The organism is Rhizobium sp. R339, from assembly GCF_002211395.1.
Lineage (GTDB): Bacteria > Pseudomonadota > Alphaproteobacteria > Rhizobiales > Rhizobiaceae > Rhizobium.
Genome location: NZ_LOKV01000001.1, coordinates 824,858 through 850,763 on the forward strand (window position 1 = coordinate 824,858; position 25,906 = coordinate 850,763).

The window sequence follows — 25,906 nt, forward strand, 5'->3', positions numbered from 1 at the left end:
CTCTTCTCCCCAGCGGGGAGAAGATGCCGGCAGGCAGATGAGGGGGCCATACGGCAGGACCTCCATCGCTCTTCGGCGGCATTCCTACCCGCCAAAATACGCCGGATGATCCATATCGGCGAGCAACCCTGGCTCAGCCGGCTCCCAGCCGAGCAGCGCCCGCGTATGCGCGCTCGAGGTCGGCACGTCGAAGCCGGCGAACATCGCGAACCAGCCGAAATGCCCCGCCGCCTCTTCCCGCGACAGCGAGGCGGCCGGCAGGTTGAGCCGCCGGGCGATCACGTCGGCGATCTGGCGGAAAATCACGCCCTCTTCGGCGACCGCCAGGAACGGGCCGCCGGTGGCGCCGCGTTCGATTGCCAGGCGGTAGAGGCGGGCGGCGTCCAGCCGGTGGACGGCGGGCCAGCGGTTTTGTCCTTCGCCGATATAGGCGGAGATGCCGGTGCGCCGCGCTGTCTCGATCAGGATCGGCACGAAGCCGTGATCGCCATGGCCGTGCACCGAGGGTGGGAGGCGGACGGTGGCGGCGCGCACGCCGCGGGCGACGAGCGATATCGCGGTGATTTCGGAGGCGCGGGGATAGGTCTCGCTGGTCGGCATCGGCGGGTCCTTCTCGGTGCCGATGCGGCCCGGCGCATGGCCGAGTCCTGCCGTCACCAGAAGCGGGCGGCCGGAGCCCCGGAGGGCTTCGCCGAGCGCCTCGATGGCGCGCCGGTCGAGGGCGCAGTTTTCGGCAAATTTCGAGAAATCATGGTTGAAGCCGGTGTGGATGACGGCGTCGGCTTCGGCCGCGCCGCGCGTCAGCCCCTCCAGATCTTCGAGCGTGCCGCGCTGGACGGCGGCGCCCGCGGCCTCCAGCTCCGCTGCTCCCTTCTCCGAGCGGGCAAGGCCCAGCACCTCGTGGCCGGCGGCGAGCAACTCCCTGACGACGGCGGAGCCGACCCAGCCGGTGGCTCCGGTGACGAATACGCGCATGTCGATATCTCCTGGTAAACTGGAGACAGATATCGGCGAGAGTGCTATCATGGTAAAGTAGTGATCTTATCATGGTATAAAAGCTAACAGGATGAGCGAATTCGTCAGCACCGAAAACCGGCTCGGCGCCTATCTCAAGGACCGCCGCGCCAAGCTCGATCCGGCAGCGCTGGGCTTTGCCGCAGAGCGGCGGCGCACGCCGGGGCTTCGCCGTGAGGAGGTGGCAAGCCGCGCCAATATCAGCCCCACCTGGTATACATGGCTGGAGCAGGGCCGCGGCGGCGCGCCCTCCGCCGACGTGCTCGACCGGATCTCGCGGGCGCTTATGCTGACCGATATCGAGCGCGAGCACCTCTTCCTCATCGGCCTCGGCCGCCCGCCGGAGGTGCGCTACCGCAGCGAACAGGGTGTGACGCCGCGCCTGCAGGGCGTGCTCGATGCGCTCGACCCGAGCCCGGCGCTGATCCGCAACGCCATCTGGGACGTGGTCGCCTGGAACCGGGCGGCGACCGTGCTGCTGACCGATTACGGCGCGCTGCCGCCGGAAGAGCGCAACGTGCTGCGCTTCATCTTCCTCGATCCGCGCGTGCGCGCCGCCCAATATGACTGGGAAAGTGTCGCCCGCTTCGTCGTCGCCGCCTTCCGCGTCGATGCCGCCCGCGCCGGTGCTGCGGCCGAAGTCGAGCCGCTGGTCGACGAACTCTGCCGCAGGAGCCCGGAATTTCTCGCCATGTGGCGCGACAACGACGTGCGCAGCCACGGCGAGGGCGCCAAGCACATCAAGCACCCGGTGCTGGGCCTGCTCTCCTTCGAATATTCCGCCTTCCAGGTGGACGGGCGGCCGGACCTCAGCATGGTTGTGTATAATCCGGCGACGGCGGAGGATGCGGAGAAGATCAGGCGGGTGGTGGGGTAAAGTGGGTGGCCTTCGTCTGTTGTGCGTATTGAAAGCGCACGGTAATTGACACGCGTTACCATCGGCAGTACGCTTTCAATAAGTACAGATGGAGCGTTCCATGCCGAGAGTGGCTGTCGAAGACAATGAGCGCATGAGCCTGCGGGTTGCTGCATCAGCGAAAGCCAAGCTGGTGCGGGCGGCGGCCCTCCGCAATACCGATCTCACCAATTTCGTGACGCAATCCGCATTGCGCGAGGCGGAGGCCGTCATCGCCGAAGCGGAGGTCATCAAGGCATCCGAACGCGATTACGGGCGCATTCTCGAACTCCTGGAAAATCCGCCTCAGCCGAATGAGAGGCTGCTGGCGGCTGCCCGAGCGCTGCCGAAATCGATATGATCGCCTGGCACGAAGAGCCGATCGGCAAACATCATGATCGCAAATCCTTCGACTGCGGCGATGCCGGCCTCAATGATTTTCTGCAGCGCTATGCACGTCAGAGCCATGAGCAGGGCGGTTCCAAGACCTTCCTTGCGATAGACGATGCCGATGGAAAAACGGTTCTCGGCTTTTACAGCCTCGCCCCAACATCCATCAGAGCTGAGATCGTCCCTGATGACGTCAAGCGCGGTCTTGCCCGGCATGAGGTGCCGGGTTTCCGGCTGACGCGTCTGGCTGTCGATACACGGCTGCAAGGGCAGGGGATGGGCGGCCAATTGCTGCTGGCTGCCGGCAAGCGATGCCTGCGCGTTACCGCCGAAGTCGGCGGCGTTGTGATGGCGATCGACGCCAAGAACGGTAGGGTGGCCGACTGGTACAAGACATATAGCGCGATTCCGCTGCTCGACGCGCCTCTCTCGCTGGTCATCCCGCTCGCCACGATCGCGGCGGCGTTGCAGGCGGTTGGCGGTCGTTCCTAAAGGTGCGTTTCGGCGCACCGGCTCCAGCGGTCCGCCGCCTTTCGTTCTCGTCTTGAGGGCGATATAACCACAGCTCCAATGCATGCCGCTGCAAACAGCCACGGGGGAGGCCAGCAGACATGAAGGATGTCGTCGCGTTGGTGACGGGTGCGAGCAGCGGTGTCGGCCGTGGGATTGCGCTTGCTCTGCTCGCCGAGGGAGCCACGGTGCATGTGACCGGGCGGACCCTTTCCGAGGCGAAGGCAAGTCAGGGAGGCAAGAGCGCGGGATCGCTGGAGGGGCTCGCGCGAGAGGCTGCGGCGCTCCCCGGAACCGTCGTCCTGCATCAATGCGACCACGGCAGCGACGCCGAAACCGAGCGCGTGGCTGAAGAAATCAGAGCCGGCAACAGGCTGGATATTCTGGTGAACAACGCCTGGCCCGGTTATGAAAACATGGTCGAGGATGGCGATTTTACCTGGCCCCGGCCTTTCTGGGACCAGCCCGTCTGGCGGTGGGACGCGATGATCGGCACGGCGCTGAGGGCTGCTTTCATGACCTCGCGCGCCGTCGCCCCAATGATGATCCCGGCGCGGCGCGGCCTGATCGTCAATATTTCCTTCTGGGCGGCGCAGCTCTACGAGGGCAACGCCATCTACGGCATCGGCAAGGCTGCCACGGACAAGATGGCCGCCGATTTCGCCCATGAGCTGCGTCCGCACAATGTCGCCGCCGTCTCGCTCTATCCCGGCCTGGTCCGCACCGAAGCGGTGATGGAGAATGCCGAATATTTCGACCTGTCCAACTCCGAATCTCCTCAGTTCATCGGCCATGTCATTGCCGGACTTTGGCGAGATCCCGCGCTGATGTCGAAATCCGGACGGGTTCTGGTGGCGGCAGAGCTCGGCCGGGAATACGACATCGCCGATGTCAACGGCTACAGGCCCGTTCCCCTGACCGCGGGGGACTTTGCGAAAAGCTGAAATTCTGCAGGGCTGATCTTCGTGATAGCCACATCGTATGGCTTCTTTCCACCATCGCGAGAAATCGGCCACCCCTTCGCCTCAATCCCGACAAATCTCCGGTGATGCTGTCGATTGACCGCGCAAGATTTCAGCCGCGCGGGAGGGGGATTTCAATGAATTCATATCGTGCCGCGGCCTTCGTCGCCGCGTCGGTCCTGATGGCGCTGCCGGCTTCGGAGGCATCCGCCTGCAGTTGCCAAAAAATGTCCGACAAGGAGCTGTTTGCCAGCTCCGATTTTGTCGTCAGGGGCCGGATGAAATCGGTTACGGTCGGTGTCGACGTGGAGGATCCGAAAGCGAAAAGCGAAATCTTCCGGATGATACGTGGCGAGTTCGAAGTTGAGAAAGTGCTGAAGGGGAGCCTCAAAGGCAAAACCCTGCTGCTCCATACGGGATTCGGTATGGGAGATTGCGGACGCTTGGCTGAATTCATCGGCGCAGCCTATTGGTATCGCGATAAGAAAAACGGCGTCCTAGAATTCGGCATGTCAAAGACCGAAATTGCAGGACAGCCGTTCTATCATACCGGGATTTGCGACTATGCGAAGTTTCCGAACGGCCAGGACTAACAACGCTGCGGCCTCGGACCGTTCGTAAGGACATTTTATGCGCCGATGAATGCCCGGCTCTGTTTGGCAGCTGCTTCCAAAAATTCGGAGTGACGTTCGTGAAAAGACGTATTGCGACCTGTCTCTTCATGCTCGCTGCCGGCTTCGGCAATGCCGGCGAAGTTCCTTTTGCGCCCACACGCAATGTTCCGGACTACACCGCGTCGATGATCGTTCGGAACTTTTATGGTGAGCCGAAGGAAATGTCGCGTTCGGTCGTTCATCACAAGGGCTGGACGCGGGTTGAATCGGTCAATGGCGACCAAACAACCGTCTCCTACGGGAATTTCTTCGACAACACCGTGTTGCGGACGACCAAGACCGGCAACGAAGACTTTACGTGGATGAGCATTGAAAGGACCGAACGGAGCCTGGACCTCAGCGTGAAGCAAACAAATGAAACCGGCGAGACTGACAATCAAGCTGGAGAAGCTTGCAACTGGCGGCAACTCATCCGCACAAGTGACGCGATGTCGCCGCTTTGGTTCAGTTGTCTGTCGGCCGACGGCATTGAAGTTGCGGAAAAGGTTCTGTTCCGCGTCGGGAAGCCGATGAGCGACACGCAATTGGTCCGGCTCGACCGAACAGCCGTCGCGGAATCCGAGGTTGCGCCGCCGAAGAGGTTGTTCGATCCATGGTTCTGGCTGAAGCCGCTACGGGATTATCCCGAGCCTGAAGCTCTTGTCGATTTTGAAGCTAAAATGGTCGGAGGATGGTCGGAAGTCAGAATATTACGACACTATCCCTGGCGCTCGGAAGAGCGCCGCGAAAAGGGCGGTGCTTTAAAACTGACGATTTGGAACGAACTGGAAAACCAGGGGATCCACATCACGTACTCCAAGGGCAGACATAGCCTTCATGCCGGTCGTGCACCGCTCGATCCTAAGCAGCCATACAATATTTTCCAGCTCAAGCTCGGCGAGGTCGACTTAAAACGGAACGGCGACGCGCTCGGAGAAGCCTGCGCCTGGTTCGACATGAAGCCTGGGCTTGCCGATGCGGGCAGACACGAATGCCTGACGCCGGATGGCGTATCTCTCAAAATCAACATTCACTCGGGATGGGGACGCGGGGAAAGCTACACCGCCGTCGAGATCAAACGCCGCCCGGTCGAGCTCAAGGAAATGCTCCCGCCGCCGGAATTGATCGATCCGTCCTCATGGGGATTTTCTGTCAGCGATTGATCGGCCGGATGGCCGTCTACTTCACCACCGTCACGTTCAGCACGCCTTCTTCCGTCTTGCCCTCTTCATAGGGCGAGCGGATGACGAGGCGGTCTTTGCCGATGTAGCCGGGGTCGGACGTGTAATAGCCGACGACGCCGTTGACCCTCGTCTTTTCGCATTTCGAGGCTTTTCCGTCGAGCTTGGGGAAGAGCGGTTCGTGGACGATTTCCAGGCGGCCGTGTTGGGGCTGTTCGACGATGTCAATGGCGGGGTAGTCGATATGGCGGCAGTCGTCGTCGATATGCCAGTTCTTGGCCACCAGCATTTTGACGCCGCTGCGGGCGGTGATCGACTCCGACTGCCGGCGGAGGCCTTCGGAGGTCGTCGTGCAGGCCGACAGCGGAATCAATGACGTTGCTAAGAGCAAGAAATATAAAGGCGTTTTCATATAAATCCTCAACTTCGGCTTGAATGAATATTGATTTTCTCTTCAAGTCAATCAGAGTGGCAAGAGGGATTGCCGTTGCCCGGCATTTGGAGATCGGCGAGGATTTTATCGTGACAAACCTCGTCGCACCGCGGAGAAGATTGCGCCTGGTTCGATTTGAAGCCCGATATTCTGAGGCCGGCCGTCAAGAATGTCTTGAGAGCCGAATGCGTCACCCGGGATGGCATGCCGCTGAAACTCATCGGCCGCGATGCATCCGGCGCCATCGAGATCTTCGCCGCCGTCGAGACGAAACGCCGGCCGGTCGATATCAAGGAGATGATCCCGCCGCGCGAGTTGATCGATCCGTCGTCGTGGGGATTTACGGTCGGCGATTGACGGGAGGAGGGGCGGTGCGCCCGCCTCGTCCTTCGAGGCGATCCTGCGGATCGCACCTCAGGACAGGCTCTCTTGAGGGTTGGCGGCATCCATGGCAGCGTTTGAAAACCCGTGGCGCGATGATGTCAGCAACACGTCGCTGAGAATTTGATTCAGCCGATGCGCCTTAAGTCGCTGTTTCCAGGGCAGATCATCCAAGCGCTGCGATATGATCTTCAAGCCTGATCGTGCCGCGATGCGGCGCCGGCGGCAATTCGGGGCCGTCGAGCGTCGCTTCGGTCATGCGGGCATAGGAGCGGGCGGCGGCGGGTGAAAAACCGAGCGCGCGGAAGCTCTCCTCCAGATCGCTGCGCGGCGTCGTCGCGACGCGGACGGGTTTTGCCACGAGCGAGGAGAAGGCAGCCGCGACATCCGCGAAATCATATCGCTCGGGCCCTTCCACATAGTGAATGCCGCTGTCGCTCACCGGGCTTGCCAGGCGCGCGGCGGCGGCCTTGCCGAGATCGGCGGGCGAGACCATCGGCAGGGTGAGGTCTTCGGGAAAGGCGGTCGGGATGGAGCCCTGCCGGGCCGGTTCCAGCAGCATGTCGAGATTGGTGTAGTAATAGGCGCCGCGGTTGATGGCCGTGGCAATGCCGCTCGCCTCAGCCAGCCGTTCGAATTCGTAAAGCACGGAGAGATCGCCGATGCCATCGCCCTGCCTGGCGCCATAGGTCGATTGCACCACGAGTTTTTCGAGGCCGGAATTCTCGAGCGCGGCGCCAATGCTGCGTGCGGTCTTCAGCTCTTCCCTGTTGGTATCGGTCTCGGGATCGGCCGGCGGATTGAGGAGAAAGGCACGCCTGCCGCGCCGGAAGACGGCCCGCAACCCCGCCGCATCCGAGACATCCTGCACCACCGCCTCGACATTGCCGCCGCTGATCGCGCGCGCCTTTTCCGCGCTGTGGACGACCGCGATGACGCTTTCGCCGGACGCTCGCAGCGCCCCCAGGAGGCCGGAGCCGACATTGCCTGTTGCACCGAGAACCACATACATGTTTCACCTCGCTGTTTTCCGGGAAACGAAGCGGGTCACGGCTGGTTCCTGTGGTGGCGCAAGCTTCGCGCCAGCCTGGCCTGGCAGAAGGCAGGCATTGATTCTCCCAGGATCTATAGCGAAGCGATTTTCAGCAAGAACAGCCCCGTCAATGATTGGCGGGGCTTTTTGCTTTCTGGCGGTATAAGAGAACTTTGACGGCCAGCGCCTCAGTCGCGCCGGGCCGCTTCGATGGCGGCGATGTCGATCTTGTGCATGGTCATCATCGCGTCGAAGGCGCGCTTGGCCTCGGCGGGCTCGGCCTTCAGCGCTTCGCTCAGCGCCCGTGGGGTGATCTGCCAGGAGACGCCCCACTTGTCCTTGCACCAGCCGCAGGCGCTTTCCTGGCCGCCATTGCCGATAATGGCGTTCCAGTAGCGGTCGGTTTCCTCCTGATCTTCGGTGGCGATCTGGAAGGAGAAGCATTCATTGTGCTTGATCGACGCGCCGCCGTTCAGCCCGATGCAGGGCACACCGGCGACGGTGAATTCGACCACCAGCACCTCTCCCTGCTTGCCCTCGGGATAATCTCCGGGCGCCCGGATGACCGCGCCCATGGCGCTGCCTGGAAAGACCTCGGTGTAAAAGCGGGCGGCCGCCTCGGCGTCCTTGTCGTACCAGAGGCAGATGGTGTTCTTGTTCAGCATGGCATCGGTTCCTTCGTTCGTCGTTTCCGATCTCATGCTTGACATAAGGGGCGAGGCGGCTTTCTCCAGCCCATCCGGGCTATTTCGACCAAGCGCGCTTGCCTGCCGATGTTATGCAATCTTAAGGTTGAATAATTCTATTTGCGTTTGCGGGATTTATATAGTAAACATTTCTAATATAAAATAAGTCTAGCTGTATCAGAAAGACGTCTTGCGTGAAGTTCTGGGCCTTCATTGCAGCTTTTTTTCTCAGCGTGCTGCTGTGGGCCAGCTTTTATTACGGCGGCCGTGGAATTTACGGCGCGATTAATACTTTGCAGCTCCTTGCCGACCGCGCAGTCGGCAGCGTGTTTTAGAGGGGAGGCAGCCTCCAACGGACCTCATCCTGAGGTGCGGAAGCCGAAGGCTGGAGCCTCGAAGGATCGTGCCGCAGCGCTGCTTCTTGCATCCATTCTGCCTCCATCGGCAACTTACCTTTCCTCCGTCATTCCTGTGCTTGTCACAGGAATCCAGCCACCGCGCGTCTGCGCGGTGAATGAATCTTATCCAAAGAGAGTCTCCCGCGCCCAAGGACTTGGGCGCACTGGATTCCTGTGACAAGCACAGGAATGACGGAGGAGAGATTAGGCGTCCGCGGAGGTTGGATCCTCGAAGGATCATGCCATAGCGCTGCTGCTCGCATCCATTCAACGCCGGCGCGCCCGCCTCGTCCTTCGAGGCCCGTCGGGCACCTTAGGATGAGGCTCTCGTGGGTGCTGCAGCGTGGCATTCTCCAACGGTCCCTCATGCTGAGGTGCGCAGCCCGAGAGGGCGGAGCCTCGAAGCAGGCGCTCCGGCGGTGCGGCTTGCATTTCAGATGCCACTGCTAACTCCGCGCCGCCGCCCGCCACGCGGCAGGCGGCGTGCCGAAGGCACGGGAAAACGCGCGGTTGAAGGCGGCTTCGGTGGCGTAGCCGGCGTCGTAGGCGATGGCTGCGATCGGCTGGGTGGAAGTCGTCAGCGCCATGCTGGCGAGCGTCAGGCGCCAGTCCCTGATGTAGCGGATCGGCGAGGTGGCGAGGATCGACTGGAAGCGGTCGGCAAGGGCGCTACGCGAGAGGCCGGCGCAGGCGGCGAGCTCATCCAGCGACCAGTCACGGTGGGGATCGTCGTGGATCAGCGAGAGGCAGCGGGAAAGGGCGGGGTCGGCCAGGGCCGCCAGCCAGCCCGTCGCATGCGGCGCGGCCATCATGATCTGATGGCGCAGGATCTCGATGAAGATGATTTCCGTCAGCCGCGGCAGCATGGAGACGCCGCCGGCGCGCGGCCGGTCGACCTCGTCGGTCATCTGGCGGATGGTGGCGCGCAGCCAGTCGCCGTCCCAGTCGCTCTCATTGGCGGCCCGCGTCCTGACATGGATGAGTTTCGGCAGCGCCTGGCGCAGCGGGCCGAAGCTCAGGCCCTCCCACTGCAGGTAGCCGCAGAGCAGGCGCACGCCCTCGCTTTCCGCGCCATAGCGCAGCACGGGGATCTCCCGCCAGGGTTTCTGAGGCAAGTCGCGCGTCGGCAGCACCAGCATGCCGTCCCGGCCGGCGCCCAGCTGATGGCCGGTGCCGAAGGGGAAGACCAGCACGTCGCCGGCTTCGAGATCGGTCACTTCGGCTTCCACCTTCAGCCAGCAGCGGCCGGCGACGACGATATGGAAAGGCATGGTGCCGGAGGCTCTCGCCGAAAGGGCGGCCAGCGAAGGTGCTGCATCGGTCTGCCAGTCGCCGGTCGGCATGAAGCAGAATTGCAGCGAGCCGGACAGGCGGATGTTGGCGAGCAGCGCCGAGAGCACGTCGTCGCGCGCCACGCCCATCACCCCAGGATTTTCGGACAAGGCTTCCCGCATTCCGGCCAAATACGCGTCCCGCGCGCCCTCCTATGGTGGAGCCGTTCAGGTCCATTCCAAGGAGAATACTATGCAAACGCAAAGCGACAAGCTGGTCGTGCTGATCACCAAGGGCATCGAATCCGAAATCTCTTCCGTCGCCTTCACCATCGCCAACGGCGGGATCACGGCCGGGCTGAAGGTTTCGGTCTTCCTCACTAGCACGGGGATCGATCTCGTGCGGAAGGGCGGCCAGCGGATGACGCATGTGCCGCCGCTCGATCCGCTGTCGAGCCTGATCGAAAATTTCCTTCAGCGCGGCGGCACGATCTGGGCCTGCCCGCCCTGCGTCACCGCGCGCGGCTATACGGAGGCGGATATGCTCGACGGCGTCGTCATCGTCGGCGCCAGCGCCATGCATGCCGAGATCAAGCAGGGCGCGGCGACGCTCTCCTTTTGATGGGAGCGCGGTTCACAACTTCGTGCTTCCCGGCGAAGGCGGCAAAGCGGCATGAACCAAAGCCCGGGCTGCGGGGTTTAGGAAACGCCCGACACTTCCAGCAGAGGAACGATCGCCATGCAAAGATTTTTGCTCACCGGCCTTGCGCTTGCCGCACTCACCGGCGCCGCCTTCGCCCAGGAATCATCCGCCCCGCCGCCATCAGGCGCAGCCCCGCCGCCGCCAGCCGCCGATGCCGGCTCGCCGCCGCCGTCTCCGCCCGGCGAGGACGTCATGCGGGACGGGCCGTCGAGAGACCGCCTGGCTTTCTCGCCGCACGGCCGGAGAGGCGACATGGGCTTCTACCGCGGCTACCACCGCGGACCGTCGCCCTCCAAGGCCGCCCGCTTCCGCATCGAGGACGGCGACACCAGGATCGATCTGAAATGCGCGGAAGATGAGCCGATGAAGGCCTGCGCCGATCTCCTGCTTCAGGTCATGGACCGCCTGCAGGGGCCGATGCGGCCGTGATTGGCTGGGTGTGAGACTGCTTTACGCGCCCGCGGGGGCGCCCGCCTCGTCCTTCGAGGCCCCTGCGGGGCACCTCAGGATGAGGCTCTCGTGAGCGTTGCCGCGGCATCCACCAACCGACCTCATCCTGAGGTGTGGAAGCCGAAGGCTGGAGCCTCGAAGGATCGCGCCGCAGCGCTGCTTCTTGCATCATTCTACCTTTCTACGGGGTCACTTACGTCTCCTCCGTCATTCCTGTGCTCGTCACAGGAATCCAGCCACCGCGCGTCGGCGCGGTGAATAACTCACGCCAGAAGGAAAAGTCTTCTGCGCCCAAGGACTTGGGCGCACTGGATTCCTGTGACAAGCACAGGAATGACGGAGGAGGGGGTGTGCCTCGTCCTTCGAGGCCCCTGGCGGGGGCACCTCAGGATGAGGCTCTCGTGAGCGTTGCCGCGGCATCCACCAACCGACCTCATCCTGAGGTGTGGAAGCCGAAGGCTGGAGCCTCGAAGGATCGGCCGCAGCGCTGCGCGCCGCCTCCCACCATTGACCTCGGGTGGATTTCCTTGACCGCGAGCCCCATCCATATGAGATTATCCGCATAGGGGGCTTCGATGACGTCCGTGAGGGTCAATGAGCTGATATCGGTGGCGGGGCAGCCCGATGCAGCGGACTTTGCCGATTTTGCGGCGCGCGGTTTTGCCGGCGTCATCAATGCCCGGCCGGATGGCGAGGAGCCCGGGCAGCCCGGCAATGCGGCGGAAAAAGCCGCCGCTGCCGCCGCCGGGCTTTCCTACAGTTTCGTGCCGGTGAAGGGCGCCGACATTACCGAGGCCGATATCCGCGCCTTTCAGGCGGCGATGGCCGAGGCCAAGGGGCCGGTGCTTGCCCATTGCAAGAGCGGCACACGGGCGCTGACGCTTTTTGCGCTGGGCGAGGTGCTGGACGGGCGGATGAAATCAGGCGACGTCGAAGCCTTCGGCCAGGGCCACGGCTTCGATCTTGCCGGCGCGCGGCGTTTTCTCGAAAAGCGGGCGAGGCAGGCGCCTGATGTGAAGGCCTTCTTCCATCCCGCCACCTCGAGCGTGCAATATGTCGTGACTGATCCGGCGACGCGGCGGTGCGCCATCATCGACCCGGTGCTCGATTTCGACGAAACGTCAGGCGCGACAGGCACGGCGAGCGCCGATGCCATCCTCGCCTATATCGCTGCCGAGCACCTCGCGCTCGAATGGATCCTCGACACCCATCCGCATGCCGACCATTTCTCCGCCGCCCATTATCTGAAAGGCCGGACCGGCGCGCCGACGGCAATCGGCGAGCATGTGACCGACGTGCAGGCGCTGTGGAAGGACATCTATCATTTTCCGGCGCTTGAAACCGACGGCTCGCAATGGGACCGGTTGTTTGCCGACGGCGAGACCTTCAAGATCGGCGCGATGGAGGCGCGGGTGATGTTTTCGCCGGGCCATACGCTGGCCTCGATCACCTATGTCGTCGGCGACGCCGCCTTCGTGCACGACACGGTGTTCACGCCGGATTCCGGCACGGCGCGCACGGATTTTCCCGGCGGCAGCGCGGCCGCCCTCTGGCGCTCGATCCAGGCGATCCTGTTGCTGCCCGAGGAAACCCGCCTGTTTTCCGGCCATGACTACCAGCCGAACGGCCGCCACCCCCGCTGTGAAAGCACGGTCGCCGCCCAGAAACGCGACAATCCGCACATATCAGGCAAGGACGAGGCCGCCTACGTGGCGCTCCGGCAGGCGCGCGATCGCACACTCGCGAAACCGAAGCTGATGCTGCACGCCCTGCAGGTCAACATTCGGGGCGGGAGACTGCCGGAGCCGGAGGAGAACGGGCGGCGGTATTTGAAGATACCGTTGGATGGGTTGTAGGAACGCAGGGAGTAGCGTTGCGGCGCGTGCTTCGAGGCTCCGCCCTACGGGCTGCGCACCTCAGCATGAGGGAGGTGGGAGAATGCCGCGCCCCATAACAGTTGGCGGAATGCCGGCGAGGCTCAAGAGAGCCTCATCCTGAGGTGCCCCGCAGGGGCCTCGAAGGACGGGGCGGGTGCTCCGAGATGGCGGCAACGTCCATCACCGATACCCCATCGACCGCAGCATCATATCCATGCCGAAGAAGCCGGCCAGAGCGACGATGCCGATCACCACGCATAGCGTCCAGCCGACGGGCGTCAGCGTCTGCCGTTCCACGTCGCGATAGGGATAGCGATTGCCCGTCGCCAGGAAATAGACGCCGAACACCAGGCACAACCCGACGACGACGGTGGCGCGCGGCATCCAGGCGATCATCTCGGCGCCGAGGCTCGCATCATGCAGCGGCAGCCAGATCGCCTGCCAGGCGATCGCACCGGCCAGCAGCAGGCAGAAGATGCCGCCGATCCTGTATCTTGATTGCATGAAGATCTCCCGGAACGGCCGGTGTTCTGCTGCTTGTTGTAGGCAGGTTTTTGCAAGGAACGGTAGTGTGAATGCGGAGTCTCGCGAGCGAACCTATAGAGGATCGGGGATGTCGGCGCGGGAATCAATTCTCGTATTAGGATAAACTCGTACACATTCGAGCGCCTGGCTGTCCAACAGGTCCTGTGCCAACAATTCGGATCCTCCGACGAGCGTGAAGGTCAGATCGTAGTCGCTGCAAACAAGCCAGCTGCGATCTTCAGGGAACCAATGCGTTGGCGTCAGGCGGGCGTCGGGAACTTCATCCGGGAAAGCAGCTGCCTCGGCGAGTGTCGCTCGAAATACCAGATCCTCCATAATCTCGGTTGCCAGCAACCAGAGATGAAAAAAGCAATGAGCTGAGGGCGTATGACGACGGAGAATAGAGATGAGTGCGTCGCGCTCAGGTGGCGCAAGATTTCCCTCGTCCGGCCCGATCAATCGTTTTGGCCAGCTGCCGCCAGCGAAGCGCCGGGTGAACGACCATACCGATAGGGTCGGTGCATAGGGCATGCCAAGGGCGTCGCAAAGCGCGCGCCAGCGAAGTGGGACGAGCTGAGCATCTGGCCCTGGTCCGCCATAAACCATCGTGCAACTGTTCAGGATCGTCGCCAAGGTATCTCCCGGCTTTGCTGAAGCGAATTCGTCAGCAAGCTTTGCGTGGTCTTGCCAGGAGAGTTGTGCGTCCTCGACCGTCAGATCTTCGTAAATCGGATGAAACACTTTCACGTAGGCGGGGAAGATCGGCGGGATGAGGCGCGATACCGTGCCGAGCGTCTCCGGCGTTGCCTTCGCAATGCCATTTTTGATCCATTCGATTTCGGAGAGGTCTGTGAAACGCTGCATGATTTACCGCTGTCCGAGAATAGAGTGAGGTGTCGGGACGATCATGGGATACCAGGTATTCACGCAGTATACATCGCTTTCCACTTCAACCAGTCATTGGACCATATCCAGGGGTAATTGCCGCGGCGGCGTCGAAGGCGCCGGGATTGGCGGCCCACCAACCGATCCGCGCAATAATCATTGACGCCGGCCGGGGTGGCGACGTAACTGGGGGTGACGGTTTCCTGAGGATGACTCCGAGGGGATTAATAGGGAACACGGTGAGGACGACCCCAAGAGGGACCGAGACCGTGGCTGCCCCCGCAACTGTAAGCGGATTGTCGTTCATATCGGGAGAGCCGGCGCGCCGGCATTTCCTGGGGCCTGGAGGCCCGGCCACTGCGAGCTATCGCGGGAAGGCGGATGAGCGGCGGATATTCGTGAGCCAGGAGACCTGCCGTCAATCACGATCCAATCAACCGGGCGGGGATGCCCGGACAAGGAGCAGACATGATTGACCTTCTGACCCTTCGCCGAATTGCGGCATGCATCCGTCTCGATTGGGCCGCCTGCGGCTAGGTTTTGCGCGTCCGCGTGCCCCTTTGGCCGCGCGGCAGAGCCTTTGCTTTTCCCTATCAATCGAGGTTTTCATGCGCCAGTTTCTCGCCACCATGACATTCGCCTTCGGGCTGATTGGCCTTGCGGCACCGGGCCTTGCCGCCACCCAATATCCGCTCACCATCGCCAATTGCGGCAAGGAGGTGACCTTCCGCAAAGCGCCGTCGAAGATCGTTTCGATCGGCCAGGGCATGACCGAAATTCTCTTCTCGCTCGGCCTTGCCGAAAAGATCGCCGGCACGGCGGTCTGGGTCGGCCCTGTCCTGCCGCAATATGCCGAGGCCAACAAGGGGATCAAGCGGCTTGCAGACAACGATCCGAGCTTCGAATCCGTCGTCGGCCGGGAGCCGGATCTGGTGGCGGCCGAGTTCGAATGGCATGTCGGCGCGCAGGGCTCGGTCGGCAAGCGCGAGCAGTTCGAGGACCTCGGCATCAACACCTATCTTTCGCCGGCCGATTGCGTCGCCAAGGTCAATGCCGATGGCGGCGACGGGGTGCGCAAGGAGCTGTTCACGATGGAGCTGATCTATCGGGAAATCGCCGAGCTTTCCGAGATCTTCGACGTGAAGGAGCGCGGCGATGCGCTGATCACTGAATTGAAGAAGCGCGAGGCCGATGCGGTGGCTTCGATATCGGGTGCGGCGGGCAAGAACCTGCCCGTCGTCTTCTGGTTCTCCAGCAAGGAGGTCAATGGCGACGCCTTCATCGCCGGCAAGAACGGTGCGCCGGCCTACATTCTGAAGGCGATCGGCGCGAGGAATGTCGTGACCACCGAAGAGGAATGGCCGCTGGTCGGCTGGGAAACCATCTCCGAGGCGAACCCCGCCGTCATCGTGCTCGCCACCATGGACCGGCGCCGTTATGCCGCCGACGATCCCGCGGTGAAGATCGATTTCCTCAAGAAGGATCCCGTCACCAGGGAGTTGGATGCGGTCAAGAACCGGCGCTTCGTGATGATGGACGCGCAATCGATGAACCCGACGATCCGCACGATCGACGGCATCGAGACATTGGCGAAGGGCATCAAGTCCTTCGGCCTGACCCAGTGACGGCAGCCTCGGCCAGGCAGCCGGGATGGTGGGCGCTTGCCGCGCTCACCATTGCCGCCGTCCTTCTTCTCGGGCTGATGATCAGCCTTGCCGTCTCGATCGGCGAGATCGCGATACCGCTCACGACCACGGCGGAGGCGGTGTCGAACCGGCTGTTCGGCACCGCGTTCGAGCTCAGCCGCATTCACCAGGGCATCGTCTGGGATTATCGTCTCAGTCGGGCGCTGGTTGCGGCGAGCGCCGGCGCCTCGCTGTCGCTGTCGGGCGCCATCCTGCAGGCGCTGCTGCGCAATCCGCTGGCCGAACCCTATGTGCTCGGTATTTCCGCCGGGGCTTCGACGGGGGCGGTCTCGGTGATGATCCTCGGTTTCGGCTATGGCGTTCTCGGGCTTTCGAGCGGCGCCTTTCTCGGCGCGGTCGTCGCCTTCCTGCTGGTCGGCTTTCTCGCCACCGGGTCGGGCGGCACCGGCGAGCGCATCATCCTCTGCGGTGTCGCCGGCTCGCAGCTCTTCAATGCGCTCACCTCCTATATCGTCACGACCTCGGCCAATGCCGAGCAGGCGCGCGGCGTGCTGTTCTGGCTGCTGGGCTCGCTCAGCGGCGTGCGCTGGCCGGATGTCTATCTCTCGGTGCCGATCGCGCTTGCCGGTTTCCTCGTCTGCATGGCGCATGTCCGGGCGCTCGATGCCTTCGCCTTCGGCACGGATGCGGCCGCCTCGCTCGGCATTGCTGTCCGCCGCGTCCAGATCCTGCTCTTTGCCCTGACGGCGGCGATGACGGCGAGCGTCGTCAGCATGGTGGGCTCGATCGGCTTCGTCGGTCTCGTCATTCCGCATGCCGCCCGCTTCCTCGTCGGGCCGGGGCATCGGCGGCTGCTGCCGGCAACGGCGCTCGGCGGCGCGATCTACATGGTCGGCGCCGACATCGTCTCGCGCATCATCATCCCGCAGCAGGTGCTGCCGATCGGCGTCGTCACCGCGCTCTTCGGAGCGCCGGCCTTCGCCGTCATCCTCTATCGCGTGCGGAGGAGCGCATGAGCATCTCGATCGACGCGGTAAGTTTCGCCGCCGGCGACACCGTCATCGTCAACGGCGTCAGCCTGACGGTCGAAAAGGGCAAGGTACTCGGCCTCCTCGGGCCGAACGGCTCGGGCAAATCAAGCCTGCTCAGGCTGATCTGCCGGCTGCGCAAGGTCCGCAGCGGCGTCATCCGGCTGGGCGACGAGGATATCGCCTCGCTGTCGCGCGCAGCCCTTGCGCGGCGCATCGCCTTCGTCGAGCAGCAATCGACGACCGAGACGCAGCTGACCGTGCGCGACGTGGTGCGGCTCGGCCGCACGCCGCATCGCGGGCTGCTTGCGCCCTGGGGCGCCGAGGATGATGCCGCCGTCGAGGAGGCGCTTGTCAGGGTCGGCATGCGGGCGAGGGCGGGTCAGCTCTGGCAGACGCTGTCTGGCGGCGAGCGCCAGCGCGTGCATATCGCCCGGTCGCTGGCGCAGGCGCCGAGCGAATTGCTGCTCGACGAACCGACCAACCATCTCGATATCCAGCACCAGCTCGACATTCTCGCGCTGATCTCCAGGCTCGGCATCACCGCGATCGTGGCGCTGCACGATCTCAATCTGGCGGCGATGTTCTGCGACAGCCTGGCGGTGCTGGAGAAGGGCGCGGTGGTGGCGGCCGGCGCGCCGGAAGCGGTGCTGACGGAGGATCTAATCGCGCGCGTGTTCGGCGTGCGCGCCCATGTGCAGAAATCGGCCGTGCACGGCCGGCATCACATTCAGTACCGGATGGATTGATCGCGGCTAGAACAGGACGATTTTAGGCCCGTTCGGCCTAAAATCTGAATCCTGTTCTAAATTAAAGAGTTAGAGCATGATGTCGCCCGAAAACCGCCTACACTTTTCGGCATCATGCTCTAACCGCGATCAGAAATCCTCCCAGCCCGCTTCCGCGACGGCGGCCGAGCCGTGCGATTTGACCGGGCGGGGGCGGTGGAGCTGGGCGGGCTTCGGCGCCGGCTGCCGGGCCGGGGCGAGCGTCGCGACATTCGCCGATTTCGGCGCGTCATCGAAGCGGAACTGGCTCAGCAGCTCGAAGAGGGCGGCCGCCTCGTGGGCGAGACTGTGGCTTGCCGCCGTCTGTTCCTCGACCATGGCGGCATTCTGCTGGGTGCTCTGATCGACGGAGTTGACGGCATTGTTGACTTCGGCGAGTGCGGTGGACTGCTCGCGCGAGGCTTTGACGATCGCGACCACGTTGCTGTTGATGTGGTGGAACTGTTCGGCGATCTCCTCGAGCGCGCTGCCCGTCTTGCTGACGAGGGTGACGCCGGTGGCGACATGGCCGCTGGAGGCGGTGATCAGCGCCTTGATTTCCTTGGCGGCGTCGGCGGAGCGCTGGGCAAGTTCGCGCACTTCCATGGCGACGACGGCAAACCCCTTGCCGGCCTCGCCGGCGCGGGCCGCCTCGATGCCGGCGTTCAGCGCCAGCAGGTTGGTCTGGAAGGCGATCTCGTCGATGACGCCGATGATGTTGGAGATCTCGCGCGAGGAATTTTCGATCTGGTCCATGGCCGCGATCGCATCCTTCACCACCTTGGCGGAATGCTCGGCATGGGCCTTGGTGTGGGTCACCAGCTCACCGGCCTCGCCGGCGCGCTTGCTGGCGTCCTTCACCGTGGTGGTGATCTCTTCCAGGGTCGCGGCTGTCTCTTCGACGGAGGCCGCCTGCTGCTCCGTGCGCTTGGCCAGATCGTCGGCGGCGCTGCCGATCTCCTCCGAGCTCGCGGAGATCGCCTTGGCATTGTCGGCGACGGTCGCCATGGCGTGCTTCAGCTTGTCGGAGGCGCTGTTGAAATCGGTGCGCAGCCGCTCCAGCGACGGAATGAAGGGGGAGGCGATCTTCTGCGAGAGGTCGCCGTTGGAAAGATTCGTCAGGCAGGTCGCCAGCGCCTCGACGTTTTCGACGCGCGGCGTCACGTCGGTCGCGAATTTCACGACCTTGAAGACCTTGCCGTTCATGTCGAAGATCGGATTGTACGAGGCCTGGATGAAGACCTTGCGGCCGCCCTTGCCGATGCGCATGAATTCGTCGGCGAAGAGCTGGCCGGCGGCAAGCTTCGGCCAGAAGCTCTTATAGTCCGCCGATGCGGCATAGGCCGGCTCGCAGAACATCGAATGGTGCCTGCCCTTGATTTCCGCCAGCGAATAGCCGAGGGCGGCGAGGAAATTCTCGTTAGCGGCCAGGATCTCGCCCTCGGGGGTGAATTCGATGATCGCCTGGGCGCGCGAGAGCGCCTCCAGCTTGCCGGCATCTTCGGCGGCGACCAGCTTCTGGCGGGTGATGTCGGTGGCGATCTTGATCACCTTGACCGGCTTGCCGCGGCGCATGACCGGATTGTAGGAGGCCTCGATCCAGACTTCGCGCCCGCCTTTGCCGATCCGCTTGTACTGCTGCTGATCGAAATTGCCGGCGGCGAGCTTGGCCCAGAAAGCCTTGTATTCAGCCGAGGCGGCATAGTCCTTCTCGACGAACATGCTGTGACGCTGGCCGACGATTTCGGAGAGGCTGTAACCCATCGCGCGGCAGAAATTCTCGTTGGCCGTCAGAATCCTGCCCGTCAGGTCGAATTCGATCATCGCCTGGGATTTCGTGAGCGACTCCAGAACCGCAACAGCATTCGCACCACGACCAAGAATATCCACGCCAAGCCCCCAGGTTAAGAAGAGGTAATCTCTCCACATTGGGCGAATATTCGCATTCACTGATTAATTCGGATTTAACGATAATTTTTAGTTGTCGCATGGCGGCGGCGAGGGCGGCTTTCAAGCCACTGGCCTTGCGGCGCTGCTTTATCCCTTTGTTTTTGTTTGGTTTTCGGTAAAAACTGCTGCGCTTATGCTCTGCGGCCGGTGCGGGGATCAACCGCCAGGTAGACGGGCCGAGAGAGCCTCATCCTGAGGCGCGTAGCCCGCAGGGCGAAGCCTCGAAGGACGAGGCGGGTGTTGTGGCGGGGCGGCAGGAGCGATGTCGATGAGGATCTTTCGAGGCTCCGGCCTTTGGCCTGCACGCCTGAGGATGCGGTGAGGTTGAGGATGACGCAGATCACTGGCCTTTGCGCGTGGTTTTGCTATCATTTCCATCGGCGCCTGCGCGCGCCTTGCCGAACGGAGTATTCGAGATGCTCGCACGAGATCAGCTTCCCCTGCGCCCCGTCGCTGCCGGTTTTGCCGCCCTCTGGGTGGCCGTCATTGCGGGCGCAAGCGTCGGGCTCAGCCTGCTTCTTGCCTGTGTGACGCCCTTCGTGGCGCTGGCGGCGGTCTCGGCTGTGGTGCTTCCCTGGCGGATGGCGGTGACGGCGGTTCTGCTCGCCTGGCTCGCCAATCAGTCGGTCGGCTATCTCGTGCTCGGCTATCCCCAGACGTGGGACAGCTATGCCTGGGGTCTTGCCATCGGCATCGCGGCCTTCGCCGCGCTTGCCGCAGCCCTTGCGGCGCTGCGCCTGACGGCCGATCTCACCCTGACCATGGCCGGCGCGTTCCTGGCCGGTTTCGTCGCCTATGAAGGCGTGCTCTATGCCGCAACGGCGGTGCTGCCATCGGGCGAGGGCGCCTTTTCGCTCTCCGTCGTCGCGGAGGTGCTGGCAATCAATGCGCTGGCGGCGGCCGGGCTGATCTGCCTCCACGCCGCCGCAGCTGTGGGCCGCGGGTTTGTGGTGGGCGGCCAGGTGGTGGGGCAGGCGCGGTAGAAGCAGGGCGAAGCCTCGAAGGACGAGGCGGCAAAATGGTAATGGAAGGGTGTGCCGTGTGGCCCCCTCATCCGACCCTTCGGGCCACCTTCTCCCCGCTGCGGAGAAGAGGAGGCAAGCCGTAGGCTTCGCGTCCAATAGGATGCCTTCGAGAAGGGCGAGACGTTGCCACGATTCCGCTTCTCCCCAGCGGGGAGAAGATGCCGGCAGGCAGATGAGGGGGCCGCGCGGCACGCCCTTCATTGCTCTTCAGTACAATCCCTACCACCCATCCCCCGCCTCGATCGCCGCGACGAACGCATCGAAATTCCCGCCCAGCACCCGCACCTCATCCTGCCATGGGCCTGCGAACACGAAGGGGATGGCGATGTAGTTGCCGGCGATGATGCCGTAGGCGGTGGGGCCGCCGTTGGAGCCGATGAGGAAGCGGTCGGGCTCGCGGTCGAAGATCTCGTAGCCGTCGGCCATGGCGAGGTCTTCGACGCTCCAGAGGATCAGGTAGCCCTGGCCGAGATCGTCGTTGAAGCCGTTCGAGGTGCGCAGGAATGCCTTGTAGTCCTCGGGCAGCGCAATGCCGAGCGAGGCCTCGCGCGCCGCGATCTCGGCGGGGCTGGCGCCCGGCAGCTGAAATCCGTGCCGCAGTTTTTCGAACATGGAAGAACCCTCGATCGCATGGCCGGCTTGCCGGCAACAGAAGGATAGGGCGCGTGGCGGCGCCGGCAACGGCGCAGTTTCCCGATGTCGCTTCCGCCTCGTCAGCCTTGCGCATGCAGGAGCGGCGAGGCCTTCAGCGTTTCGGCCATATGGTCGATGAAGGCGCGGACGCGGTGGGGCACGGGGCCGCCGGGCACGTGGATGGCGTGGACCATCTCCAGGTCGCCGGGATTGCAATCCTCCAGCAGGGCGACGAGCTTTCCCTCGGCGATTTCGGCGGCGACATGGAAGAGGCCGAGGCGGGCGATGCCGGCGCCGGCGAGCGCCATCTGCTTCATCGTCTCGCCATTGTTGACGACAAGGCTTCCGGTCACGGGCTGTTCGACCTCGCGGCCCTCGCAGCGGAAGGGCCAGGAAGGCCGGGCGCGACGGAAGCTGAAGGTCAGGCAATCGTGGCGTTCGAGATCGGCAGGCGTTTCGGGTCGGCCCTTGCGGGCGAGATAGGCGGGCGAAGCGCAGACGACGCGCCTGGACTGGCCGAGCTTGCGGGCGATCAGGCCGCTGTCCGGCAGGTTGCCCATGCGGATCGCAACATCGGTCTTTTCGGCGACCAGATCGACGATGCCGTCGCTGAGGCTGAGATCGACGACGAGATCCGGATTGCGGGCGACGAAACCCGGTATGGCGGGCACGACGAACATGGTGCCGAGCGGCACGGTGACGCTGACGCGCAGCCGGCCGCGCACGGCGCCGCCGGCCGCTTGCTGATCGGCATCGTTCATCTCCTGCAGGATGCGCAGCGCGGCATGATGATAGGCCTCGCCTTCCTCGGTCAGCGTCAGCGCCCGGGTGGTGCGCAGCAGAAGCCGGACGCCGAGCCGGCTTTCCAGCCGGGCGATCAGCTTGCTGACGGCAGACGGCGTCAGATCGAGGCTGCGGGCGGCGGCGGAAAAGCCGCCCTCCTGCACCACGCGGGTGAAGACCTCCATCTCGCCGGAGCGCTCCATCAGAATACGCGGCATTGATGATCCCTATTCACAGGGTGCTTGTCTTTCCCAGGCAATAGTCTGGCTCCGGTTCAGATCATAGATTGGTGCCAGACACAATCTGGAGATCCGTCATGGACCTGAAACTGACTGACAAGACTGCACTCGTCACCGGCGGCACGGCCGGGATCGGCCTCGAAATCGCCCGCGCGCTCGCCCGTGAAGGTGCCGATGTCCTGATCACCGGCCGCGACCAGAGCAAGCTCGACGCCGCCATTGCCGATATCAAGGCATCGGGCGCGGGCAAGGTGCGTGGCATCGTCGCCGATGCCGGCAGCAGCGACGGCGCTGCCGATATCGCCAGGGCCGCGCCCTCCGTCGATATTCTTGTCAACAATCTCGGCATCTACGAGAGCAAGGCCTTCGGCGATATCAGCGACGAGGACTGGGCTCGGCTCTTCGACGTCAACGTGATGAGCGGCGTGCGCCTATCGCGCGCCTATCTGCCCGGCATGCTGGAGCGCAACTGGGGCCGGATCATCTTCATTTCAAGCGAATCCGCCATCGCCATCCCGCAGGATATGATCCACTACGCCACGACGAAGACCGCGCAGCTTTCCATCTCGCGCGGCCTGGCGCAGCTGACGCGCGGCACCAATGTCACCGTCAACTCGGTGCTTCCAGGCCCGACCCGCTCGGAGGGCATCGAAGCCTTTCTGCGCAGCCAGGCGGCCGATCCTTCCGCGCCGATCAAGACGATCGAGGCCGAATTCTTCGCCACCGCGCGCTCCTCCTCCATCCTGCAGCGGATGATCGAGGCGCAGGAGATCGCCGACCTCGTCACCTATCTCGCCAGCCCGCGCTCGGCGGCGACGAATGGTGCGGCGCTCAGGGCCGAAGGCGGTCTCGTCAATTCGATCGCCTGAGGGACAGGGAACTGGCACGCCGCTGACGTGATCGCCATGACGACCGCCACGTCACGACTGTCCGGGAAGCTGCCCCTCAGCCTAACCCTCTCCCCGTAAACGGGGCGAGGGGACGTGCCCGCGAGAGGCTGGAGGGAGATGGAGAGGCTGCGGCATGTTCCCTTCTCCCCGCGAGCGGGGGTCGGCAGGACGGGTCGAGACCCGTGGCTCGACCCCGGTAGTGGCGGCAGCCGGATGAGGGGCAGCCCTCGCCGATCTCCTGGGCTGGGATGGATGTAGAGCAGGTATCGACCTCCTGTTTGTATCCAGGCCAATGAAAAACGCCGCGGCGCTTCCGCTTTCCCAGGATGCCGACGGGAGCGAGGCCGGACCAAAGGCCGCGCGGCGCCCGGACCTTCGACCGATGTGCCGAGGGCGACACTCCTTTAGGGTCAATCGTGGAATCGATGGCAATCAGGAGAAAGTCATGCGTATCGCAACAATCGCAACAATGGTGGCCTTTTCATTCGCAGTCGCGGCCAGCCCGCTGGCATCCATGGGAAGCAGCGCAGTCGCTTTCGCCAAGGGCGGAGAAGGCGGCGGTAACGGAGGAGGCAATGGTGGCGGCAACGGCGGTGGCAATGGCGGCGGCAATTCCGGCCATGGCAGCGGCAATTCCGGCCACGGCAGCAGCAATTCCGGCAAGGGTTCCGGCAGCCTGAAGTCATCCTCCGGCGGCAAGAAATCCGACACGGCGCGCGGCAACGGCAAATCGACCGATGCCAAGACGAAGACCGTCAGCACCAGGGAAAAGAACCTCGCCGCCCAGATGGCCGGCCTGAACTCGCTGAAGCGCAACTACCGGGCGCTGATGAACACCTCCGATCCGCGCATGACGGCGATCCGCGCCTATGCGACCGCCTATGCCCAGTATGAGCTGGACAATGGCATCGAGCCGGCGGCCGACGACCCGCTGCTCGGCGACGCAGCGCTGGAGGAAGCGCTGGCATCCGCCAGCAAGACCGGCACGGTCAGCCCCGCCGTTCTCGCCGAGGCAAAGAGCATTCTCGGCGTCGGCGAAGAGGTCGGCAAGATCGACCAAATCCGCGACTCGCTCGAGGATCAGGCCACCGACGACGATACCGCCGAATAAAGAGCGCTATCGCCTGGTCGGGCCGTTCCGCCGGCCGCGCAACACTTCCAGGTAAAGGCGAGCGGGCCGGCGATCGTTTCGCCGGCCTTTCCGGGTTACCTCAGGCCGCCAGAAAATGATCGTGGCTTTCCTCGATGTGCCGTTCGATCAGCTCGTATTCGGCATCGGTAAGATCGACGGTCGCGCCGCCGAGGAGGGCGGTCAGCCGCTCGACCTCGCCGCCGGAGGCGGGCGCGCAGAATTCGGGCGGCGCGTGGCGGTTGCCGGGGTGATAGGGCGTCAGCGAATATTCGATCAGCAGATCGACCTCGTCTTCGCCGCGCGTCAGCGTGAAGCGCGTTTCGAACATGATCAGAAGCCGATCGCCTCGATGCCCGCGGCAAGCTCCGCCTCCAGCGCCTCATCCTCGCCGTCCTCGTCACTTGGCGGCCGGCTGAACTCCTCGTTCATAACAGCGGCGATGCGATCCAGCCCCCGCCTGCGCCCCGCCGGTGCAAAGATGACGACCATGACCCCGTCGGCCTCCATATGGAGCGACAGATACCCCTTGCCATGGCCGCCGGAGACGCTGGCCTTGAAGGCGGTGTTGTCGGTGAAAAGCGAGACCTGTCCGCGCATGGTGTGATCCTGGGTTGGTGTGGTGTGAATATCGCAACGATATGGGCGTGCGGAGGTGATGGCCGGTGAGGGCGGCTAGGTTGGATTGATGGTGCTGTCAGTCGTGGTGACGACGCGACGATGGTGTCGATTTAACGGGGCAATGGTTGTGATGTTGAATCGCGACGTCTCGGGGTGATTTAGGAGAGTTCGTTATCAGTCTTCGGACTGGGCTTGCTGCGCTCTTTGCAAAGTGAGCAGCAATGAGACTTGTGCCGTGTGGCCCCCTCATCTGCCTGCCGGCATCTTCTCCCCGCTGGGGAGAAGCGGACTCGTGGCGACGTTTCGCCCTTCTCGAACGCATCTTGGTGGATGCCAAGCCTACGGCTTGCTCCCCTCTTCTCCCCAGCGGGGAGAAGGTGGCCCGAAGGGTCGGATGAGGGCCACACGGCACACCTTCCATTGCCTTTCGCTTCGCCCTGAGCCGCAAGCGAAAGGCACATGCCCCCGATCTTCAACCCTTCCGTCTCTTCCGCGTCGTCGGCCGCTGCGCCAGGCCGGCAGCGCGGATTTCGGCGATGCTGACGGGATCGTCGTCGAGGTAATATTCGCTGGCCCAGGCGATCCTGCCGCCGCGCCACGCCCGCCGCCATGTCACCATCTTCAGCCGGCCGAGCGGCGTGTCGAGGCCGGCGACCGCATCGCATTCGGGGCCGATGCTGCCGGGGGAATATTGGTCGTTCCAGGCGGCGCGGGCGCTCCTCTGCAGTGTTTCCAGGTAATCGATGCGCTCGAGGCTCGCGACATGCGGCGCGCTGTCGGCGCGCAGGGCCTTGATGGCCGCGACGATGCGGAAGACCTGCTCGCCCGGCGCCTCCTCGCCGATCGCCTCGTCGATGGCGCGCAGCGCATCGGCAATCGCGGCTTCGCGGGCGAGGGCGGTGGTGAGGTTCATGGTGGTAGGCCTGTTGTATGATGTTGCCAAAATCA

30 protein-coding genes, 1 pseudogene and 1 riboswitch are annotated in these 25,906 nt (G+C 63.7%); of the genes and pseudogenes, 18 read left to right on the forward strand and 13 right to left on the reverse strand.

All coding sequences use genetic code 11. From position 1 onward, the window contains the following. Positions 1-84: 84 nt before the first annotated feature. Positions 85-975 (reverse strand): SDR family oxidoreductase, encoded by an 891-nt coding sequence (locus ATY76_RS04030; protein WP_088673456.1) that lies wholly within the window; start codon positions 973-975, stop codon positions 85-87. A 91-nt stretch (positions 976-1,066) separates the two neighbouring features. Between ATY76_RS04030 and ATY76_RS04035 the strand changes: the two genes are divergently transcribed. The 6 genes from ATY76_RS04035 to ATY76_RS04060 all read left to right on the forward strand — a co-directional run bounded on the left by ATY76_RS04035 (position 1,067) and on the right by ATY76_RS04060 (position 5,587). Then, positions 1,067-1,891 carry a helix-turn-helix transcriptional regulator gene (locus ATY76_RS04035; protein WP_088673457.1) on the forward strand — a complete coding sequence of 275 codons (825 nt, stop codon included), beginning with the start codon at positions 1,067-1,069 and terminating at the stop codon, positions 1,889-1,891. Positions 1,892-1,991: 100 nt separating this feature from the next. Further along, on the forward strand, positions 1,992-2,270 hold the full coding sequence (locus ATY76_RS04040) for a DUF1778 domain-containing protein (RefSeq protein WP_088673458.1): 279 nt from the start codon (positions 1,992-1,994) through the stop codon (positions 2,268-2,270). Next, on the forward strand, positions 2,267-2,791 hold the full coding sequence (locus ATY76_RS04045) for a GNAT family N-acetyltransferase (RefSeq protein ID WP_210199511.1): 525 nt from the start codon (positions 2,267-2,269) through the stop codon (positions 2,789-2,791). Before ATY76_RS04040 ends, ATY76_RS04045 begins: the two co-directional genes overlap by 4 nt. Positions 2,792-2,910: 119 nt before the next feature. After that, a complete protein-coding gene (locus tag ATY76_RS04050; RefSeq protein ID WP_088673460.1) occupies positions 2,911-3,753 on the forward strand; it encodes an SDR family NAD(P)-dependent oxidoreductase in 843 nt (280 codons plus the stop codon). A 155-nt stretch (positions 3,754-3,908) separates the two neighbouring features. Continuing rightward, on the forward strand, positions 3,909-4,364 hold the full coding sequence (locus tag ATY76_RS04055) for a hypothetical protein (protein WP_190233577.1): 456 nt from the start codon (positions 3,909-3,911) through the stop codon (positions 4,362-4,364). 98 nt (positions 4,365-4,462) lie between these two features. Beyond that, positions 4,463-5,587, forward strand: coding sequence for a hypothetical protein (locus tag ATY76_RS04060; protein WP_245309671.1), 1,125 nt, complete (start codon positions 4,463-4,465; stop codon positions 5,585-5,587). Between the two features lie 16 nt (positions 5,588-5,603). Here the strand turns inward: ATY76_RS04060 and ATY76_RS04065 are convergent, their stop codons facing one another. Further along, positions 5,604-6,017, reverse strand: coding sequence for a hypothetical protein (locus tag ATY76_RS04065; protein WP_088673462.1), 414 nt, complete (start codon positions 6,015-6,017; stop codon positions 5,604-5,606). Positions 6,018-6,242: 225 nt separating this feature from the next. Here ATY76_RS04065 and ATY76_RS04070 point away from each other — a divergent pair, with 225 nt between their 5' ends. Beyond that, entirely contained in the window at positions 6,243-6,395 is a 153-nt protein-coding gene (locus ATY76_RS04070) for a hypothetical protein (protein WP_190233578.1), read from the forward strand. Positions 6,396-6,585: 190 nt separating this feature from the next. On the opposite strand, the gene ATY76_RS04075 is transcribed toward ATY76_RS04070, so the two are convergent. Then, complete coding sequence (locus ATY76_RS04075) at positions 6,586-7,431, reverse strand: NAD(P)H-binding protein (protein WP_088673464.1); 846 nt, start codon at positions 7,429-7,431, stop codon at positions 6,586-6,588. 209 nt (positions 7,432-7,640) lie between these two features. Beyond that, the gene (locus tag ATY76_RS04080; RefSeq protein ID WP_088673757.1) at positions 7,641-8,114 is read right to left on the reverse strand and encodes a VOC family protein; all 474 of its coding nucleotides are present in this window, start codon (positions 8,112-8,114) and stop codon (positions 7,641-7,643) included. A gap of 218 nt (positions 8,115-8,332) precedes the next feature. Between ATY76_RS04080 and ATY76_RS33590 the strand changes: the two genes are divergently transcribed. Next, positions 8,333-8,473 (forward strand): hypothetical protein, encoded by a 141-nt coding sequence (locus ATY76_RS33590; RefSeq protein WP_190233579.1) that lies wholly within the window; start codon positions 8,333-8,335, stop codon positions 8,471-8,473. 509 nt (positions 8,474-8,982) lie between these two features. Here the strand turns inward: ATY76_RS33590 and ATY76_RS04085 are convergent. Next, positions 8,983-9,990, reverse strand: a complete 1,008-nt coding sequence (locus ATY76_RS04085) for an AraC family transcriptional regulator (RefSeq protein ID WP_088673465.1) — start codon at positions 9,988-9,990, stop codon at positions 8,983-8,985. Positions 9,991-10,060: 70 nt separating this feature from the next. Between ATY76_RS04085 and ATY76_RS04090 the strand changes: the two genes are divergently transcribed. The 4 genes and pseudogenes from ATY76_RS04090 to blh all read left to right on the forward strand — a co-directional run bounded on the left by ATY76_RS04090 (position 10,061) and on the right by blh (position 12,816). Next, positions 10,061-10,429 (forward strand): DsrE family protein, encoded by a 369-nt coding sequence (locus tag ATY76_RS04090; RefSeq protein WP_088673466.1) that lies wholly within the window; start codon positions 10,061-10,063, stop codon positions 10,427-10,429. A gap of 117 nt (positions 10,430-10,546) precedes the next feature. Further along, complete coding sequence (locus ATY76_RS04095; RefSeq protein ID WP_088673467.1) at positions 10,547-10,939, forward strand: hypothetical protein; 393 nt, start codon at positions 10,547-10,549, stop codon at positions 10,937-10,939. A 224-nt stretch (positions 10,940-11,163) separates the two neighbouring features. Continuing rightward, positions 11,164-11,310: pseudogene (locus tag ATY76_RS34035) on the forward strand (tRNA lysidine(34) synthetase TilS); the annotation flags it as partial. A gap of 225 nt (positions 11,311-11,535) precedes the next feature. Beyond that, positions 11,536-12,816, forward strand: coding sequence for a bifunctional sulfur transferase/dioxygenase Blh (gene blh, locus ATY76_RS04100; RefSeq protein WP_088673468.1), 1,281 nt, complete (start codon positions 11,536-11,538; stop codon positions 12,814-12,816). Positions 12,817-13,017: 201 nt separating this feature from the next. Here blh and ATY76_RS04105 read toward each other — a convergent pair whose 3' ends face one another. Then, positions 13,018-13,341: a hypothetical protein gene (locus tag ATY76_RS04105; RefSeq protein ID WP_088673469.1), complete on the reverse strand. Its 324-nt coding sequence runs from the start codon at positions 13,339-13,341 to the stop codon at positions 13,018-13,020. 93 nt (positions 13,342-13,434) lie between these two features. After that, positions 13,435-14,226 (reverse strand): hypothetical protein, encoded by a 792-nt coding sequence (locus tag ATY76_RS04110; protein WP_088673470.1) that lies wholly within the window; start codon positions 14,224-14,226, stop codon positions 13,435-13,437. A gap of 200 nt (positions 14,227-14,426) precedes the next feature. Further along, a riboswitch (cobalamin riboswitch) is annotated at positions 14,427-14,682 on the forward strand. A gap of 173 nt (positions 14,683-14,855) precedes the next feature. On the opposite strand from ATY76_RS04110, the gene ATY76_RS04115 reads away from it, so the two are divergent. The 3 genes from ATY76_RS04115 to ATY76_RS04125 are packed head-to-tail and all read left to right on the forward strand — an operon-like array spanning position 14,856 to position 17,670. Next, a complete protein-coding gene (locus ATY76_RS04115; RefSeq protein ID WP_088673471.1) occupies positions 14,856-15,872 on the forward strand; it encodes an ABC transporter substrate-binding protein in 1,017 nt (338 codons plus the stop codon). Beyond that, positions 15,869-16,909: an iron ABC transporter permease gene (locus ATY76_RS04120; protein ID WP_088673472.1), complete on the forward strand. Its 1,041-nt coding sequence runs from the start codon at positions 15,869-15,871 to the stop codon at positions 16,907-16,909. The genes ATY76_RS04115 and ATY76_RS04120 overlap by 4 nt, the downstream gene beginning before the upstream one ends. Beyond that, the gene (locus ATY76_RS04125; protein WP_088673473.1) at positions 16,906-17,670 is read left to right on the forward strand and encodes an ABC transporter ATP-binding protein; all 765 of its coding nucleotides are present in this window, start codon (positions 16,906-16,908) and stop codon (positions 17,668-17,670) included. Before ATY76_RS04120 ends, ATY76_RS04125 begins: the two co-directional genes overlap by 4 nt. Positions 17,671-17,799: 129 nt before the next feature. On the opposite strand, the gene ATY76_RS04130 is transcribed toward ATY76_RS04125, so the two are convergent. After that, a complete protein-coding gene (locus tag ATY76_RS04130; protein ID WP_088673474.1) occupies positions 17,800-19,578 on the reverse strand; it encodes a PAS domain-containing methyl-accepting chemotaxis protein in 1,779 nt (592 codons plus the stop codon). A 476-nt stretch (positions 19,579-20,054) separates the two neighbouring features. Between ATY76_RS04130 and ATY76_RS04135 the strand changes: the two genes are divergently transcribed. Further along, a complete protein-coding gene (locus ATY76_RS04135; RefSeq protein ID WP_088673475.1) occupies positions 20,055-20,621 on the forward strand; it encodes a hypothetical protein in 567 nt (188 codons plus the stop codon). Between the two features lie 261 nt (positions 20,622-20,882). Here the strand turns inward: ATY76_RS04135 and ATY76_RS04140 are convergent, their stop codons facing one another. After that, a complete protein-coding gene (locus ATY76_RS04140; RefSeq protein WP_088673476.1) occupies positions 20,883-21,275 on the reverse strand; it encodes an SMI1/KNR4 family protein in 393 nt (130 codons plus the stop codon). Between the two features lie 101 nt (positions 21,276-21,376). Next, positions 21,377-22,297: a LysR family transcriptional regulator gene (locus ATY76_RS04145; protein WP_088673477.1), complete on the reverse strand. Its 921-nt coding sequence runs from the start codon at positions 22,295-22,297 to the stop codon at positions 21,377-21,379. 98 nt (positions 22,298-22,395) lie between these two features. Here ATY76_RS04145 and ATY76_RS04150 point away from each other — a divergent pair, with 98 nt between their 5' ends. Together ATY76_RS04150 and ATY76_RS33595 are read left to right on the forward strand one after the other, a co-directional pair. Further along, entirely contained in the window at positions 22,396-23,187 is a 792-nt protein-coding gene (locus tag ATY76_RS04150; RefSeq protein WP_088673478.1) for an SDR family oxidoreductase, read from the forward strand. 466 nt (positions 23,188-23,653) lie between these two features. Continuing rightward, positions 23,654-24,319: a hypothetical protein gene (locus ATY76_RS33595; protein ID WP_088673479.1), complete on the forward strand. Its 666-nt coding sequence runs from the start codon at positions 23,654-23,656 to the stop codon at positions 24,317-24,319. 100 nt (positions 24,320-24,419) lie between these two features. Here the strand turns inward: ATY76_RS33595 and ATY76_RS04160 are convergent, their stop codons facing one another. From ATY76_RS04160 to ATY76_RS04170, 3 genes are all read right to left on the reverse strand, one after another. Further along, positions 24,420-24,668, reverse strand: coding sequence for a hypothetical protein (locus ATY76_RS04160; RefSeq protein ID WP_088673480.1), 249 nt, complete (start codon positions 24,666-24,668; stop codon positions 24,420-24,422). A 2-nt stretch (positions 24,669-24,670) separates the two neighbouring features. Beyond that, the gene (locus ATY76_RS04165; RefSeq protein WP_088673481.1) at positions 24,671-24,937 is read right to left on the reverse strand and encodes a hypothetical protein; all 267 of its coding nucleotides are present in this window, start codon (positions 24,935-24,937) and stop codon (positions 24,671-24,673) included. Positions 24,938-25,430: 493 nt separating this feature from the next. After that, positions 25,431-25,871, reverse strand: coding sequence for a hypothetical protein (locus ATY76_RS04170; protein ID WP_088673482.1), 441 nt, complete (start codon positions 25,869-25,871; stop codon positions 25,431-25,433). Between the last annotated feature and the right edge of the window lie 35 nt (positions 25,872-25,906).